This window comes from Dinoroseobacter sp. S76 (assembly GCF_049801095.1).
GTDB lineage: Bacteria > Pseudomonadota > Alphaproteobacteria > Rhodobacterales > Rhodobacteraceae > Dinoroseobacter.
In genome coordinates, this window is the sequence record NZ_JBNAGH010000002.1 from 638,651 (window position 1) to 655,042 (window position 16,392).

Genomic DNA, 16,392 nt, shown 5'->3' on the forward strand with positions numbered 1-16,392 from the left:
CCAACTCCTAGGGCGCGCGCTCGGCAGGGTCAATCCTGTCCCTGAGGCGCACGGTAAGCCGCGGCCAGACGGACGGGATCCGCACCGCCCAGATAGCGCAGAAGCAGAGAGAGATTGCGCGCCCCGCGCCGCAGCCAGCCCTCGCGCTCATAGCGGGCGGCACTGGTGCGGGCGACGGCGCCGAGGGGACGCAGGCGACCGCGCAAGGCGCGCGCGAGGGCCACATCCTCCATCAGCGGCAGGTCGGGAATGCCGCCCACCTCCTCTAGCAGAGACTGGTGGATCAGGAGCCCCTGATCGCCGTAAGGCAGCCCCAGCCAGCGGGCGCGCCAATTGGCCCAGCCCGCCACGAAACCCGCTGCCGGGCCCGGTGTATCAAACTGCAAATGTCCGAAATGCGCGGTTTTGCGATCCTGCAGGGCAGCCCCCACTGCCTCGGCCCAGCCAGGCTGCAGCGCCGTATCCGCGTGGAGGATCAGGATCCACGGCGCCCGTGCCTTGGCCACGCCCCGCGCGATCTGCCCCCCGCGCCCGGGCGCGCCGGTCACCCAAACTGCGCCGGCCGCATCCGCCACCGCCTCGGTATAGTCGCTTGAGCCCCCATCGGACATGATCAGCTCGGCAATCAACCCGACCTCCAGCCCCTCCGAGAGGGCCGGGATCGAGTGGCGCAACCCCTCCTGCGCGTTCAGAACCGGCATGACGATGGAGATCGGTGCGCGCATGTACCCTCAAAAACAACCGTGGTCCGTCTGCCGTCCCTTGTGGCTCGGCGGCAAACCTATATGTGAGAAATCAGAAAGATGGGAGAGCGAAATGGCCCAAGACAATCCCAGTGTGATCGAAGCCGTCCCGGATCGCCGCGTGATCCGGGTCTCTGGCGCCGATGCGCGCAGCTTTTTGCAGGGCATGGTCACCAACGATCTGGCCCGGCTGGCCGAGGGCGCGGTCTATACGGCTTTCCTGAGCCCACAGGGCAAGTTCCTCGCGGATTTCTTTGTGATCGCCGAGGGAGACGCGCTCCTCTTGGATGTGGCCGAGGCGTTGGCGCCGGGGCTCCTGAAGCGGCTCACCATGTTCAAGCTGCGCGCGGATGTGAGCCTTGAGATGACCGACATGCCCGTGGCGCGCGGCCTTGGCACGCCGCCCGAAGGGGCCGTGGCCGATCCACGCCATGCGGATCTGGGCTGGCGGCTCTATGGGACCGAGGGCGGTCCGGAGGTCACGGATTGGGACGGGCTGCGCGTGGCGCTCATGATCCCCGAGACGGGATCCGAGCTGCTGCCCGATGACAGCTACATCCTCGAAATGGGGTTCGAGCGGCTCAACGGCGTCGATTTCAAGAAGGGCTGCTATGTGGGCCAGGAGGTCACGGCTCGGATGAAGCACAAGACCGAGCTGCGCAAAGGGCTCGCCCGGGTCGAGATCGAGGGCGAGGCCGCCCCCGGGACCGAGATCACCGCGAATGGAAAGCCCGCCGGGGTGCTCGGCACCCAAAGCGGCGGGCAGGCCTTGGCCTATCTGCGGTTCGATCGGGCCAAGGGCGAGATGACGGCGGGCTCTGCAAAGGTCACCTGGACCCCGTAAACCCCGCCGCGTGTCGGCTCGAGCCTACTCGACCGTGACCGTGATCACCTCGGTCATGACCGGCGGATCATGGGGCACATGGTTCAAATCCCCGAGCACCAGCTGCATCGTATGGGTGCCCGCGGGCAGATCGATGGTCACCTGGGTCTGGCCGCCGCCGAAATGGATATGGTTGTCATCAGCCGGGATGCCATAGAGCAGCTCATCCGCGCCATCGGGCCCTTCGCCCAGCTTGGGCCGGTTCAGAAGCAGATGGTGATGCCCGGTCTTGTCCTTCTCTGTGCCGGCGGGCGCAACGCCCATCCCCTCAAGCCCGAAGACAATCGTCACGGGGCTGGAGACGGTGGCCCCATCTTCGAGGTTCACGAAGTAAACGGCGGCCCCCTCGGGCGCCGGGGTGTCGCCGGCAAAGGCGGCCAGCGTCAGCGCGCCGGTCATGCCCAGAGCGGCCAATGTGGTTTTGAAAATCATGCGAAATCTCCCTGTCGTCTCGGCGCGGATGTCTCGCGCCTTGGACCTGAAGGTAGGCCAAAGCGCGGCGAATCCACATAAAGATTTCGGGAGGCGCGAATCTCGGGAGGGTCACCTCTAACAGAATTCTCCGCAAGCGACTTGATCTGGATCAAAGATCGAACCCCTCGGCTGTGATCCGCCCAGCAGGGCCATGGGACAGTCTGCCGAGCCGCAGTCGCTGCGTCCTGCGCCCAAAATCAAAAAAGGCGCGCGAACCGCACGCCTTTTCTCGCAGATTTTCTCGCGCTTCCGAGGGGCGTTAGGCGCGCTCGGAATACTCCATGGTCTCGGTGTTCACGACGATCGCTTCGTCCTGCCCGACGAAGGGCGGCACCATCACCTTGACCCCATTGTCGAGGATCGCGGGCTTGAAGGAGTTTGCCGCGGTTTGGCCTTTGACCACCGGCTCGGTCTCCACCACGGTGCAGGTCACCTTCTGCGGCAGGGAGGCGTTGAGCGCCTCCGCCTCGTAGTATTCGATCTGGATCGTCATGCCATCCTGCAGGAACGGACGCCGGTCGCCCAGAATTTCCGCAGGCAATTCAATCTGTTCGAAGGTCTCGTTATCCATGAAGACCAGCATCCCGTCACTCTCATAGAGGAATTGCTGGTCCTTCTGCTCGAGACGCACACGCTCCACCTTGTCGGCGCTGCGGAAGCGTTCGTTGAGCTTCGAGCCATTGCGCAGATTGCGCAGCTCGACCTGGGCAAAGGCCCCACCCTTGCCGGGTTTCACGTGGTCCACTTTGACCGCCGCCCAGAGACCGTCATTATGTTCCAGCACGTTACCGGGGCGGATTTCGTTTCCATTGATCTTGGGCATAGGCAGAAACCTGAAGAAAGGTTGAACGGGAAGTCGCCGATCCTATATCTGGGGATGGGCAACCTGGCAAGCCGCTGCTGGTTGCGGTTAACCACTGAAAGCTATGCAGACGTCGCATATGTGGTATACCGAGATCGCAGACCAGAATCAGCGCAAAACCGTCATATTCGGCGGCACGCCAAAAAGACAAGAGCAATAATCAAGGAACACTCATGGCCGACTTCGTCGATTCATCCGCATTCAATTACGAGCAGGGTCAGCGCGCGCGCAAGCTCTTTGCCGCCGTGGTTCTGGCAGCGCTCGATGATGCGATCGCGGATGACAAGAAATACGGGAATGGTCCCGAGCAGATCGCCCGCTGGGCGCGCTCGCGGGACGGGCGCGAAGTGCTCTCCTGTGCGGGCATCGACCCGAACGAGCGCGTGGTCTCCGGTCTGATGGAATTCGTCGGGCAAGGGGTGCGGACCTCTGTGGCTCTGTCCCGCGAGGAGAGCGAGCGCCGCAATGCCGCTCAGCAGCAGGCCGAAGCCGCCTGATCTGACGATCCCGCACAATGCGGACAATCTGCGCGCGCCCGACCCGGCGCGCGTTTTTTGTTGGGCGGGTTTCAGACAGCCTCAGGCTCAGGCTCAGGCTCGGGCTCAGGCTCAGGCTCAGGCTCAGAAAAACACCAACCATTGTCGGATCACCCAGAGCTCGGCGAGCAGAAGCCCTCCAAAGAGCAACCGCAGGGGCCAACTCTCGAACCGCCGCCAAAGCAGCACGACCAGCGCGAGGCAGGCCACCCCTTCGAGCGGCGCCACGATCCAGGCGGATTGCGCGCTGTCCCAATAGCTGATCGGGCTTTCGAAGACCCAATCGGAGAAGGGCCAGAAATGCGGGCGCCCGTCATCATGGTGCAGCGGGAGATCCAGCAGCACATGCAAGAGCGCCGCGCCCCCGAGCGCCACCAGCGCCGGGCGTCGCAGGGCCAACCCTGCCGCACAAATCGCACCCCAAAGCGGGATCGAGTTGTCGATCGCAAAGATCCGCTGCCAGCTCGGCGAGAAATAGAGCTCGTTGAACACGGTCTGGGGCGGGATCTGTTGGATATAGAGCGCCCAGCTCCCGAGGATGTAGAGCGACAGATCCGGCAGGAGCCCGCCCAGAAGGGCCGCAGCTGTCACCCAGCGCGCGCCCGGGCGGGCAAAGGCGCCCGCACCAAAGATGAGATGGGCTGGCGTGTTCATACGGGCTTGTCCTTGGGTCGCAACGGGGGCTAGGTCTGCGATGCTAACCGCTGGAGGGCACATGGCAAACGCGATTATGGTGCAAGGGGCTGGCTCGAATGTCGGCAAGTCCATGATCGTGGCCGGTCTCGCCCGGGCTTACGTCAAGCGTGGCCTGCGAGTGCGGCCGTTCAAACCGCAGAACATGTCCAACAATGCCGCCGTGACTGCCGATGGGGGCGAGATCGGGCGCGCGCAGGCGCTGCAGGCCCGTGCGGCGGGGGTTGCGCCGACGACGGATATGAACCCCGTGCTGCTCAAGCCCGAGACCGATACGGGCGCGCAGGTCATCGTGCAAGGCAAGCGCTTTGCCACCCTGCGGGCGCGGGACTACGCCAAGGCCAAGCCGCAGCTTCTGGCCCCAGCGGTCGAAAGCTACCACCGGCTCGCCGCAGAGGCTGACCTTGTGCTGATCGAAGGCGCGGGCAGCCCGGCGGAGATCAATCTGCGGGCCGGGGATATCGCCAACATGGGCTTTGCCGAGGCGGTCTCAGCCCCCGTGGTTCTGGTGGGCGATATCGACCGCGGCGGGGTCATCGCCCAGCTGGTCGGCACGCATACGATCCTGCCCCCCTCTGATCGCGACCGGATCACCGGCTTTGCGGTGAACAAGTTCCGGGGGGATGTGCGGCTCTTTGATGGCGGCGTGACCGAGATCGTCGACCGGACCGGCTGGGCGCCGCTCGGCGTGATCCCCTGGTTCGCCGATGCCTGGCGCTTGCCGGCAGAGGATGTGATGGATGTGGCCTCTCGCAAGGGCGGCGCCTGTCGCATCGTGGTACCGCGCCTGTCGCGGATCGCGAATTTCGACGATCTGGACCCGCTGGCCACCGAACCCGGCGTCAGCGTCGAGATTATCGAGGCGGGGCGCCCCCTGCCCCTCGATGCGGATCTGGTCCTGATCCCCGGCAGCAAATCGACCATCGGTGATCTCGCCCATCTGCGCGCGCAAGGGTGGGATATCGACATTCAGGCCCATGTGAGGCGCGGCGGGCATGTGATCGGGATCTGCGGCGGCTATCAGATGCTGGGGCAGACCATCGCCGATCCGATGGGGCTGGAGGGGGAAGCGACGACAGTGCCCGGGCTCGGGTTGCTCGACATCACCACGACGATGCAACCGGAGAAACACCTGGCGTTGACCGAAGCGCAGGAGATCGAGAGCGGCGCGGCGGTACAGGGCTACGAGATCCATCTGGGTGTGACCGAGGGACCGGATTGCGACCGGCCCTGGCTGCGCGTCGCGGGGCGCGCCGAGGGGGCGATCAGCGCGTCGGGGCGCGTCCGGGGATGCTACCTTCACGGGTTGTTTGCGGCGGACACGTTCCGGGCCCAAACGCTTCAGCGGCTCGGCGCGGTGATCTCCGATCGCAGCTTTGAGGCAGAGGTCGAGGAGACGCTCGATGCCCTCGCCGCCCATCTCGAAACGCATATGGATCTGGATGCGCTGCTGCGCCTCGCGCAGCCCGTGCCCGCGCTCTAGTCGCGCGGGGTGTCCTGCAGGACCCGCTGCACTTCGGCCTGCACAAGATTGCGCACAAGGCGGCCGATCTCTTCGCCAAGCGCCCCGCGCAGTTCCTCTTGAAGGATGCCGGAGACGAGACGCCGCACGGCATCGGCCGTGATGTAGCCATCCGCATCGATCACCGGGTCCTCAAGGGGGGCCGCTTTGGGGGTCAGGGCCCCCTCGGATCGCAGTGCTTCGCGCACGGAGTCGCGGACGGTCTCGCTCACCGCCTCGCGCAGCACGGAGGTGAGATCCGGGATCATCGCGCTCTGCACGGCACCGCCCATATGGTCGGAATCTTCGACATAGGTTTCAGGCGCAGGCGGCTTGGCCTTGGCCGCCACGGGGGTCTGTCTTGGGGTCGTCGGACGCACCCGGAACTCCTGGGTCAGAAGCAAGGTCGGCCGCTCTGGCTCCACGTCCTCCACAGCAGGTGTCTCAGGGTCTTCAAGCTTCGGGGCGTCGGGCGCCACTGTGGACGGTGTCGCGGGCGGTGTCGCAGGCGCCAGTCGATCTGTCAGGCTCGTCATGCGGTCCGCAAAGTTGCCATTGGCGAAATCCGGGTCCGGCAGTGGTGGCGCGGCACTCGGCTGGGGCGGACGCACGGCATCTGCCGCGCTGAGCCAGAGCACATCCGGCCCGATGGCTTTGGCCTCGGCCAATTCCGCCGCGAGCGCCCTGATATCCGTCCGACCGCGGGGACCAGGCCCCCGGTTTTCCAGTGGCGAAGCGAGCTTGGAGGTGCCCTGCTCCGGCCCGTCGGTCACGATCCGCCGAATGGAATTCAGGACATCCTGCGATGCGTCGCTCGAAGACGGTCTGACCATGGCACCCTCTGCTCGTTATACCAGATAGTGTATGTAGAGCGCTTCGTTCACACAATAGAAATGTCTTGCGCCCGACGCGGAAAGAAAAAGGCGGGCCGAAACCCGCCTGATCTTTGATGATATCTCTGGACTGTCGCCCGGGTCGAAACGACCCTTGGATCAGTCGCGCACGATGCTCTGCAACACGCGGTCCAGGGCCGCACCCCGGGTGCTGGTCGCCGGTGCGTTGGAAACCGCGTTGTAGTAGACCTCCGGGTCATAGGTCGGCACGGGTAGGCCCAGATACTCCACCGTCATCAGCCCCATGGATTGCAGCAGGTCATAGACCGCCTGCACGGCGGAAATCTCGGCCGACAGGAGGGAGGTTCGAGCGTCGAGCACATCCTGCTCGGCGTCCAGTACATCCAGCGTGGTCCGCGCGCCGAGACGCGCCTCTTCGGTCACGCCTTCGAAGGCCACTTCGGCGGCTTCCACCTGACGCCGCGTGGCGTCAATCGTGGCCCGGGTCACGAGGATATCGGCCCAGGCAATCCCGACACTCTGCCGGATGATCAGCACAGACTGGTTCAGCCCGGCCCGTGCGTTGTCAACCGAAGCCAGCGCCTGGCGATAGGCCGCGCTCAGCCCGCCACCCTGATAGATCGGGCCGGTGATCGACAGGCCGATGGACGAGTCGTTGGTGTCATCCAGCCGATCGCGGATGTTGCGCGTCACGCTGGCCTGAGCATTGGCAGAGGGCAGAATGGCGCGTTCGGCCACTTCGGCCGCAATCTCGGAGGCGCGCACATTGTGGCGGGCCTGCAGGATCGAGGGATGAGTGCGCTCTGCAATCGAGACAGCCTCTTCCACGCTGCCAGGGATGGTCGGGGACGGCGGCGGTGGCGAGAGCGCGTTCGGGAAGCTGCCAACAACGGCGCGGTACACCTCGCGCGCCGAGGCCTGCTGCCCCAGAGCACTGGTCAGGTTCGCATTGGCTTCTGCCAGACGGGCTTCGGCCTGGGCCACATCCGTCCGGGTCACTTCCCCGACTTCGAACCGGTCCTGGGCCGCGCGCAGCTGTTCGGTGATCACGCGCACGTTATTGCGGCGCAGCTCCACATTGTCATCGGCGAGGCGCACGTTCAGGAAGGCGCTGACCCCGTTCAACAGGACATCCTGCTCCGTATCCCGCAGGGCTTCACGGGTCGCGAGCACCAGTTCCTTGTTCGCCTCGATCCGCAGGCGCGAACGCCCGAAATCATAAAGCAACAGCGATGCGGTGACGCCTATCGCTGCACTGTCCCCTTCCGAGGTCAGGGAATCCGTATAGGCATACGACGCCGTGTAATCGAGGATTGGCCGCAGCCGCGCGGTCGCGATCGCCACATCTTCATCGGCAGAACGCAAAAGCGCCCTGCTCTGTTCGATGAGTTCGCTGTTCTTATAGGCGTCGACCAGCGCATCGGTCAGAGATTGCGCAGACGCGCCAAGCGCCGTGGAACACGCCAGAACGGCCCCAAGGGCCATGTGTCGGATAGATCTGGTGAACACTGCCTGCACCTCTCCTGTGATCGAATCACTTTTTAGGTGACTATGCAGTCAGCAGTTTAACGTTTAAAGCACAAATGCAGTTGCGCGCTCAAACCCGTTGAGAACTGGTGCAGATGCGTTGAACTCAAACCGCCAACTCACGTCGCCATCGATCTTGTAGCCCAAACGGCAGACGCCGAGGCCGCCTTCCATGAACACTGCCGCGATACGCCCGCCTTCTTTGAGCTGCGCAAGGATCGCCTCAGGCACTTCCTCGACGGCCCCTTGCAGAGTGATCACGTCATAGGGACCGTGCTTCGGCGCACCCTCCGCCAAAGGCGCCGTGATCAGGGCCGCATTGTCCACATTCTCGGATGACAGGAGCGCTTCGGCATCCCGCGCCAGATCCTCGTCTTCCTCAACGGCCACAACCGCTTCGGCAAGGCGTGCGATCAGCGCAGTCGAGTAGCCCAGCCCACATCCGAGATCGAGCACCATCTCCTCGGGCTGGATGTCCAGCGCATCGAGGATCTTCGCCAGCGTCCGCGGCTCCAGCATCACGCGCCCTGCCCCAAGCGGGACATTCTCGCTGACATAGGCGATCTCGCGCTTGTCGTCCGGCGTGAAGACTTCACGGCGCACGGTCAGCATCGCGTCGATGATATTGAATTTCGTCACATCAGAGGGGCGCACCTGAGTGTCCACCATCATCGTGCGTCGGGCGGCATAGTCGGTCATAGCTCGAACTTTCCAACTGCAGTTATCTGGGTGTGCCATAATGCAGGACGCTGGGCAACGCAGAGCGCCTGCGACACGGACGCCCGCCCCCTGTCAGGAGCGCGCGCGGGACCCCGAGATTTCCAAAGGGACCCGCTTGCGCGCCAGATACGCCAATGCTAAGCCCTCGCGCACACCATGGCGCGGCGAGTTGGCGGAGTGGTGACGCAGCGGATTGCAAATCCGTGTACACCGGTTCGATTCCGGTACTCGCCTCCAAATAAAATCAGATACTTAAAACGATTTTAGCAGCCTCGAATGGCAATCTAGGCTCAGCTTAGGCTCTTTATTCGCAGCTTCAACTCACCGCGATAGCTCGCAGCGCAACCAAACTAGCCAGCCTTGCTGATAGCTCTGTCGGCGGGATGCAGGGGTCGTGAGTTCGAAGTACGCCACTCCCACCAATCAAATCGAACATTTACACCACTATCCAAAGTGTTTCATCCTCACTTTAGCGTCTTGGCCACTCGGCGATTCTTGTAGCTGTGTATGTACAAAATCGTTTTCGCCCCGTAGGCTTGATGCAGGCAGCGGAGAAAGCAATTTGCCGACCAAGTATATCAACTGCAACGTCATCAACATCAAGGATGGTACTTGGACGACCAATACAACACTATGCACAGAAGGCGACTTGATAAGTTATGTCGGAGAGAGACAGGATGACACCTCAAAAGCCCTAAGTGTCGATACGACTGGATTATGGGCAATCCCTGGGCTGATCGATTTGCACGTACACCTCTGCGACAATCCGTCTCTAAGTGCAACTTCTGAGGACTTTCCAGAGCGGAATTTCCAAGTCGCATTGTCGAATGCGGCAAGGAACGCGCATGAAGCAATTTCATATGGAATAACGACCCTGAGAGATGTCGGTTCGCCATTTGGAGAAACGCTCAGAGTTCGAAGCGCACTAAGCGGAGTGATGGGAAGCCACCCTAGGATTTTTGCTGCTGGCCCAGTCATTACCTATCCTGGCGGACACTATTGTGATCGCGCAATTGAGGTCAAAACTCGATCTCAAATAACCGATGCGGTTCTCAAGAACGTGGACATGGGCGCCGACCTTATCAAAGTCATGAACGACCCAGAAGACACCGAGGCTAAGGGTAGAGGCTATGACCCGACCTTGAGTTCGGCGGACTTGGAGTTTCTCGTCAATGAGGCAAACCAATACGGACTGCCGGTCGCTTGTCACACCTTCCCAAGCGAGGACGGAGTGCTGAGGGCAATTCAAGCTGGCTGCAAAACAATTGAACATGCTGCGCCACTCAACGAGAAGATACTAAGGAAGCTAACAAAGAATGACGTTACGCTCGTCCCAACTATTTCTGCTGCCTTGGACGAATTCTCTGAAAAGGAAGTAACATCAAAATTCCCAGCCACCGCAGATGGATTTCGTCAATTCTCTCGTATGAGCTATGCCAGACCTGAAAGTCACGAATTAAATCCTAACGGGGTACCGAGCTCGATTCGCACATGGCTCAGCAGATTAACCGAATTCTTGCCGATTGGCTTTGACGATCCGAATGTCCAAATCGCTACCGGAACTGATGCCGGCTGTACAGGAACTAATTTTTCGTCACTCATCAGAGAGATATATTTCCTGACCATGTTTGGTGCAAGCAGATTGAGAGCCTTACAGGGAGCAACGGTGCTAGCGGCGAAAGCGCTAGGGGACAATACCTTAGGCGCCTTGGAGCAGGGAAAGAAGGCTGATATAGTATTTCTAAGCCAGAACCCGTTGGAAGACCTGCAGGGTCTTTTAATGCCTAGGCTCGTAATCTTGGGTGGAGAACTGGTTTCCGATACTAAGGAAAAGAAATATGCTACATAGCGCAACAGATACTAGGGCTCTCGAAAGACTGCACTACCAAATGCAATTGTCAGGCTACTTTACGGAGCTTGTGGATAGCCGAGGAGTTCGCTTTGCTTACACCGAGTTCTTTAATGACGTTTGGTACAATCAAGCATACGACATTCAAGGCGAAGCAAATTCTTTCAATGACATAATACTTGAGACTGAGAACTTCTTTGGAAACAGGGGGCGCGCTCCTTGCTTCTACACTTCTGATGCCTCGCCGCCTACATTCTCCGAACACTTAGAGCGTTCAGGCTATGAGAAATTTGAAGATGAATCATGGATGCTCATTAATGTAAGTGACGTCAAATCCAACGAGCGTGAGCATACAATTTCTACTGTCGTCGACGAATATACTGAGTTCGCAAATGTCTATCGCCAAGGTTTACCAGGTCCAGAAGTAGAGCAGTATATTGAAGCCGCGATTAAAGGTCATCGATATGCGCCCGGAAACGTCTCAGTAGAGTACCTTATTGCAAAGACGGGCGGCACGACATCAGGAATGTTAGGGCTCGTTATCATCCCGCCGATCGCTGGAATTTATGCCGTGGCAACTGTGCCTGAGATGAGAAACAAAGGGGTTGCCCGTGCACTAAACTGCAGAGCGGCGGAAATAGCGAAATCATTGAGTTGTTCTCATATGATGTTACAAACTGTTGCTGGTCAAGAAAGTGAAAACGTATTCAAAAAAATGGGGTACTGGAGAGCATTCTTGAGACAAGGATACGCACCAAGAGAAATAGTAAAGGACATGAAACATGGGTAACGTCGATTGGGAATCTACTTCCCGCAAGGATAAAAGCGCGCAAGGAAAAGAGTCTTTTGCTCTAGAGAAAGGAGTGTGTTCTAGTCGAAATCTGATTGAATCCGAACGGGACGACGAAAGTCGAACTGCAGTACGTAGATTCGTGAAGTTGATGATTGCGGGACATAAGCCAGTATGAAGTATGTGCTTAACTCAAAAGAACACTCAAATCCAGATGTTGTCATTGTACGAGCACCAGAGCACAATTATGAGTACCTGCAGTGGCACGAGGACGTAAATGCTGCGTACTTGTTGTCCGTGTTCTTAAAAGCCGGTTACGATGCCGAAGTATACGACTATGCGCTTAGGTCGTCCCCGCTCGAATTTAATCCGGAGGAGCTTCTAAAAAAGAGGGCGTCCTTAATAATTTGGGTTGTGGATAAACATCCCACAAATAATCCGTTCCATGTTTCTGAGATGATCAGAAAATTTTCGGCCATTGCGTCTTCGGAAAAGCCACATCTATCAATATACGGAAACACCCAGGTTGGACCAGAGCGTTTCCTCAGAGAACTACCCATCGATAGTGTCATACTTGGAGAGGAGCATGACGCACTTTCTCTTGTGCGATGCATCATTGAGGGTAACGACTTGCCGTCAACCACGGGAACAATGTTTAAAGCGAGTGACGGGAAACTGCATGCAACTCCCGTCGCCCCCAGACCAAACCTTGACGATCTACCCTGGCCAGCGCGTTACTATTTCCATGACTCAAGGCTATCACAGAATCCAAAAGACTACGTTGGCGCAATCATGGCCTCCCGAGGTTGTTACGCCAAGTGCACCTTTTGCTATATAAGATCAAAAGAGGAAACCCACGGTGAATATTCTTGGCAAGGTCGAGCCCCGGAAGACGTTGTTGATGAAATGTCATTCTTATACTTCACTCATGGCGTCCGAGAATTCGCTTTTGTAGACCCGCAATTTTTTGGGCCTGGAAAACGCGGTCATCAATGGGCTTTGAGAATCGCGGACCTTATATTGCAGAATGGGCTGAAAGACATAGCCTTTAGCATTTACGCTCGAGCCAATGACATAAGACAGGACAGCATTATGAAGCTAAAGGAGGCTGGTCTATATGCTGTCTTTATTGGAGTTGAGTCTTTCTCCCAGGATGTTCTGAACAGATATCGAAAAGGTGTCACTGTCGAAAGAAATGTCGAGGCGATTGAGCTGCTAATGCAGCATAACATACGCCTGCGCATGGGATTTATTACATTTGATAGAAACTCGACTTTTGACGAGCTTGAACAGAGCGCGATTGAGTTGGAGCGACTATGCGCATTGAGAGGTGATCTCATAACGCAGCCTGTTTTCTTTAATAATTCTCTCACTGCCCTGGAAAATACGCCGTCAAGTGCATTGGTCGACGTAACGGAAGGCAATGATCAAGAGGTTCGCAACGCAGCACCATTATTATATGAGTACCGCCGGAAACTCAGCAGAGGAAATGGTTCAACCACAAATCCTGATGTGCGTGTGGAAGTTCTGGCGGAAGCTACAAGAATGCTCGCGGCAGAGCTTACGCAGCGTTCGATCCAACTCGAAGCCCAACTCTCTAAGGATGGTAACGAAACGCGACCCGCGCAAACCGAGGAGACGATGGCCTGGTTTGATGGATTAACCCCGTTTGCCGTATCTACGTTCACAAAGCTGATTGGTGATGTTAAGAGCCGTAAGCTTGTTAAGATTGGTGCAGAAGTCGATAGGCTTGCCGAATGGATAGGTACGGAGTGCAAAACTTACGACTCGCTTCATCTTGCGGGACGACAGCTAGAAGTGGCTTCGTCCAGAACTATTTCGATGGATTGATTGATGGCCCATCGAAATGGAGCTAAGAACCAGCCGGGCGCGCCCATTCCCGGCTCTAAACTGCCTATCCAAGTTTCTGTTGAGCTACTATTTATCGCAGTTTTTCTGCTTGCGGTAGTTTGCCTTCCGCTTTACTCATCAACAGCAGCATTCTTACTCGGAATTATAGCGATCTTTTCTTCGTTAAACGCGTGGCTAACAGCGCGCGCAGAATTTAGCTACTTCATTACAATTTGGTTTGTCTTGGATCTTTTTCTAATTGTGTTTTATGCTGCGATCCCCTCATTGCTGCTGCAAGGAAACGAGTATTGGGGTTACTCGCCCTACTTTTGGCTGATGCTTTCTGGGATTGAAGCTGTATATACGCTTTGGAATTATCTATTTAACAAATTCCGAGGAAGCCTGACAGACCCGCCCCATGAGAGCGCGAAGGAGCTAAACATGTGGATGGTGCGAAGTATCATTGCTGTAATTTTGAACTTGGGCATTTTTTGGTTTCTATTTTCGGTGGAAGCAGGGCTGAAGTTCAACTTCTCCCTAAGCTGGGTCGCATTCATCTCAGAAACCCCACTGACGCAAGACCACATTGGGTTTTCGTTGATGGTTCTTGGTGGTATGTATATGGTGTACCTGGAAGGGCTTTGGAACATTCGGCGGTATCGTGACGAACGTAGCGCTGGTCGGCAGCCTTGGTTGGATTAGAAATTTATGTCTCGCGATACAAGACGAGGAGAAGTTCGTGCCTGACTTAGTTTATGTTGATGGCGAAACCATCCGATCAATTGCAGTCAAGTACGTTGGGATGGAGATTGGACGAACATCTGGGCGTGAGATAAGTGGAAGTTGGAACTTTTTGATCCAGGGAGAGGTATCTGGTGCAGAAACGAACTCCGTGATGCGCGACATAAGAGCAATGCTGCCGGAGGATATCGTTCTCGCCGTTGTTCCGAATTTGCCGAGCGAAGTCGTATTTTCGTCTGTTGGTGAAGCAGTGGAAGCCTTTGCGCAAAGTGGAGAGAACCGCCTCGTTTCTGGAGCGGCTGTAAGGCTCCGAGGCAGGATCGTTGTTCCAAATCACGACGAGACTCTTGAGTTTGATCCATTCGCTCCGCCCAAACTTGAGTTACCTGTAGTCACATTTCACGACGAGCAGTGTTTCGTTGTTCGAGTCGAAGGTGATGACTACAGGCTTCCAGTGTACGTGCCGGAAGCAGCAAAATCGCAATTGGTATTCTGTCACGATAATCCAGTAGACTTATTGGGAATTGTGAAATGGTCTCCTGGATACTCGCCTCGTGGTGGGCGATCTCTGAATTTAGCCGTGCGTGCGGTAGCGCTCTGGCTTCGGTGAGGGATTTCGATTAATCGAGACATGATTGGGCAGAACACCCTGATTTCCCATGGTTCAGAACCCTTGAGGTAATGTCTTTGCATTCGATCGTTACTATAATGCCGCTTTTATTGCCTTTTTGCTTTCAAGAGACTTGATTAGAGTTTGGCCTCTTTTCCGCTCTGGTTCACCATCAGTGATGGAAAGAATGTTAGTCTTGTCGTCCTACCGATTTGTAGGCACGCAGAAGATAGAGAAGCCTCAAAAAAGTTCGATCTGCGTCTCGCAAATGTGCACCAACCAAGACGGGGTACGCAATTTTGCCCCTCTGCAACCAATCATACGGCTCTAAACATACATCTTTCGGAGATACCGTGCGGTTCGAGAAGCAGTTTTGTACGATGGCACGTTTTTCGTCTCGTTCGGCCAAAATATAAAGCTCTGCAAGGCTTTTCATGAGTTCGAGGAACTGCATGTGTTTGGCTGTTTCTGCCGCTGGATCGGGCAATGTGGCCAGCTCTTTCTGGAGCTCGGCCAATCGAAGTTTGCCGTCACGTTCTCGTAGCTGATACGCGTCTTTGTCGATAGTTCCGTCAATCAGGAGGTCCGTCAGTCGAGCGAGCCGCGTGGTTTCATCTGCGACGCGCAGTTCCAGGGATTTGATAGCCTCTGCATGATCGACTTCTGACTGACGCTCACACCATGCCACCTCCAGCCTGTTTGCTTCTGCCTCATCAATGATAAGTGAGGTTAGACGCCGCGCGACTTGGGCCTCCAGCACGTCCTCACGGATCGTCTTGGTAGCGCATGATTTGACCTGACAACGGTAGTAAACGCGGCCTTTCTGCAGCTCTGGGGACATGGGCCCATCACACAGCCCACACCGAAACAATCCTTGGAACAGATGGTGGTGTCGCGTCACTTTTGGCCCACACTTGCCTGCTTTGATATCTTGTACGCGCCGAAACAGCGACGTTGGGACAATCGGCTCGTGAATACCCTGATATGTTTGCCCATTGCGCTTGATCGCTATCAAGCCTGTGTAATACGGGTTGTTCATGATGGTCTCTATACCCGCCATGCTCACCCTCCCTCCTTTGGTATTGCGCAGCCCGCGACGATACATCTCTTCATGCAATGAACGAAACGAATGCTGTCCGCTGGCATAGAGTTCGAACATTTGGCGGATCATCGGGGCGTACTTAGGGTCCGGTGTCTTCACCTTGCCTTTGCCGTTGTCCAGATACCCAATGGGGGCTTTGAACGGATACAAGCCTTGCTTGAGGCGGGCATAGAGACCCTTCTTGGCTTCTTCTCGGAGATTGTGAATGTAGTCTTCGGCTATGACGGCTTGCAGGTTGGCTGAGAGCCGACCGGCGCGGGTCTCGAAGTCCAGATTATCCACGGCAAAATACGGCTTCACACCATACTTCGGTAGCTCCATGATCAGATTCCAATCCCGCATGTTGCGGGCGCTGCGGTCAATCTTGTGCATGATCAGACCAGCGGCCTCACCGCGATGCAGACGACGGATCATGCTGGTGAAAATCGGACGGCCACATTTCGCAGCGGTTTCCTTTTCTTCAAACCATTTGATGACTGAGAGGCCCTGCTGACTCGCAAATGCCGTGATCGCATCTTTCTGCGCTTCTAGTGACGCGCCCTCACCTTGCTTTTGGGTGGAAACGCGGATGTATCCAAAACACTGCTTCATACATCAGGTTGGGGGCTTTCCGAATCTACCACATCCTCAGAATCTTGCGAGTCTGGCCATGGCCA

16 protein-coding genes and 1 tRNA gene are annotated in these 16,392 nt (G+C 57.4%); 9 read left to right on the forward strand and 8 right to left on the reverse strand.

The annotated features are described in order from the left end of the window. Window positions 1–29: 29 nt before the first annotated feature. Window positions 30–725, reverse strand: coding sequence for a glycosyltransferase (locus ACP153_RS08870; protein WP_424970617.1), 696 nt, complete (start codon window positions 723–725; stop codon window positions 30–32). Window positions 726–816: 91 nt separating this feature from the next. On the opposite strand from ACP153_RS08870, the gene ACP153_RS08875 reads away from it, so the two are divergent. Next, complete coding sequence (locus ACP153_RS08875; protein WP_424970618.1) at window positions 817–1,587, forward strand: YgfZ/GcvT domain-containing protein; 771 nt, start codon at window positions 817–819, stop codon at window positions 1,585–1,587. Between the two features lie 24 nt (window positions 1,588–1,611). Here the strand turns inward: ACP153_RS08875 and ACP153_RS08880 are convergent, their stop codons facing one another. Further along, window positions 1,612–2,058 carry a DUF4399 domain-containing protein gene (locus ACP153_RS08880; RefSeq protein WP_424970619.1) on the reverse strand — a complete coding sequence of 149 codons (447 nt, stop codon included), beginning with the start codon at window positions 2,056–2,058 and terminating at the stop codon, window positions 1,612–1,614. A gap of 301 nt (window positions 2,059–2,359) precedes the next feature. Further along, complete coding sequence (gene efp / locus ACP153_RS08885; protein WP_424970620.1) at window positions 2,360–2,923, reverse strand: elongation factor P; 564 nt, start codon at window positions 2,921–2,923, stop codon at window positions 2,360–2,362. Between the two features lie 212 nt (window positions 2,924–3,135). Here efp and ACP153_RS08890 point away from each other — a divergent pair, with 212 nt between their 5' ends. Continuing rightward, window positions 3,136–3,459, forward strand: coding sequence for a DUF6280 family protein (locus tag ACP153_RS08890; RefSeq protein ID WP_424967742.1), 324 nt, complete (start codon window positions 3,136–3,138; stop codon window positions 3,457–3,459). A gap of 123 nt (window positions 3,460–3,582) precedes the next feature. On the opposite strand, the gene ACP153_RS08895 is transcribed toward ACP153_RS08890, so the two are convergent. Beyond that, the gene (locus tag ACP153_RS08895; protein ID WP_424970621.1) at window positions 3,583–4,152 is read right to left on the reverse strand and encodes a cobalamin biosynthesis protein CobQ; all 570 of its coding nucleotides are present in this window, start codon (window positions 4,150–4,152) and stop codon (window positions 3,583–3,585) included. A 61-nt stretch (window positions 4,153–4,213) separates the two neighbouring features. On the opposite strand from ACP153_RS08895, the gene ACP153_RS08900 reads away from it, so the two are divergent. Next, window positions 4,214–5,674 carry a cobyric acid synthase gene (locus ACP153_RS08900; protein ID WP_424970622.1) on the forward strand — a complete coding sequence of 487 codons (1,461 nt, stop codon included), beginning with the start codon at window positions 4,214–4,216 and terminating at the stop codon, window positions 5,672–5,674. Here the strand turns inward: ACP153_RS08900 and ACP153_RS08905 are convergent. From ACP153_RS08905 to ACP153_RS08915, 3 genes are all read right to left on the reverse strand, one after another. Then, a complete protein-coding gene (locus tag ACP153_RS08905; protein WP_424970623.1) occupies window positions 5,671–6,525 on the reverse strand; it encodes a hypothetical protein in 855 nt (284 codons plus the stop codon). The two genes, ACP153_RS08900 and ACP153_RS08905, sit on opposite strands and share 4 nt — an antisense overlap. A gap of 159 nt (window positions 6,526–6,684) precedes the next feature. Beyond that, window positions 6,685–8,055 (reverse strand): TolC family outer membrane protein, encoded by a 1,371-nt coding sequence (locus ACP153_RS08910; protein WP_424970624.1) that lies wholly within the window; start codon window positions 8,053–8,055, stop codon window positions 6,685–6,687. Between the two features lie 63 nt (window positions 8,056–8,118). Next, a complete protein-coding gene (locus tag ACP153_RS08915; RefSeq protein WP_424970625.1) occupies window positions 8,119–8,772 on the reverse strand; it encodes a protein-L-isoaspartate O-methyltransferase family protein in 654 nt (217 codons plus the stop codon). Between the two features lie 184 nt (window positions 8,773–8,956). On the opposite strand from ACP153_RS08915, the gene ACP153_RS08920 reads away from it, so the two are divergent. The 6 genes from ACP153_RS08920 (at window position 8,957) to ACP153_RS08945 (ending at window position 14,634) form a co-directional block, all read left to right on the forward strand. After that, window positions 8,957–9,030, forward strand: a tRNA-Cys gene (locus ACP153_RS08920). Window positions 9,031–9,355: 325 nt separating this feature from the next. Continuing rightward, window positions 9,356–10,642 (forward strand): amidohydrolase family protein, encoded by a 1,287-nt coding sequence (locus tag ACP153_RS08925; RefSeq protein WP_424970626.1) that lies wholly within the window; start codon window positions 9,356–9,358, stop codon window positions 10,640–10,642. Then, window positions 10,632–11,432, forward strand: a complete 801-nt coding sequence (locus ACP153_RS08930) for a GNAT family N-acetyltransferase (protein ID WP_424970627.1) — start codon at window positions 10,632–10,634, stop codon at window positions 11,430–11,432. Before ACP153_RS08925 ends, ACP153_RS08930 begins: the two co-directional genes overlap by 11 nt. A gap of 174 nt (window positions 11,433–11,606) precedes the next feature. Continuing rightward, window positions 11,607–13,283 (forward strand): B12-binding domain-containing radical SAM protein, encoded by a 1,677-nt coding sequence (locus ACP153_RS08935; RefSeq protein WP_424970628.1) that lies wholly within the window; start codon window positions 11,607–11,609, stop codon window positions 13,281–13,283. A gap of 3 nt (window positions 13,284–13,286) precedes the next feature. Continuing rightward, a complete protein-coding gene (locus ACP153_RS08940; RefSeq protein ID WP_424970629.1) occupies window positions 13,287–13,985 on the forward strand; it encodes a hypothetical protein in 699 nt (232 codons plus the stop codon). A 37-nt stretch (window positions 13,986–14,022) separates the two neighbouring features. After that, window positions 14,023–14,634 carry a hypothetical protein gene (locus ACP153_RS08945; RefSeq protein ID WP_424970630.1) on the forward strand — a complete coding sequence of 204 codons (612 nt, stop codon included), beginning with the start codon at window positions 14,023–14,025 and terminating at the stop codon, window positions 14,632–14,634. A 190-nt stretch (window positions 14,635–14,824) separates the two neighbouring features. Here ACP153_RS08945 and ACP153_RS08950 read toward each other — a convergent pair whose 3' ends face one another. After that, the gene (locus ACP153_RS08950; protein ID WP_424970631.1) at window positions 14,825–16,327 is read right to left on the reverse strand and encodes a recombinase family protein; all 1,503 of its coding nucleotides are present in this window, start codon (window positions 16,325–16,327) and stop codon (window positions 14,825–14,827) included. Window positions 16,328–16,392: the final 65 nt, after the last annotated feature.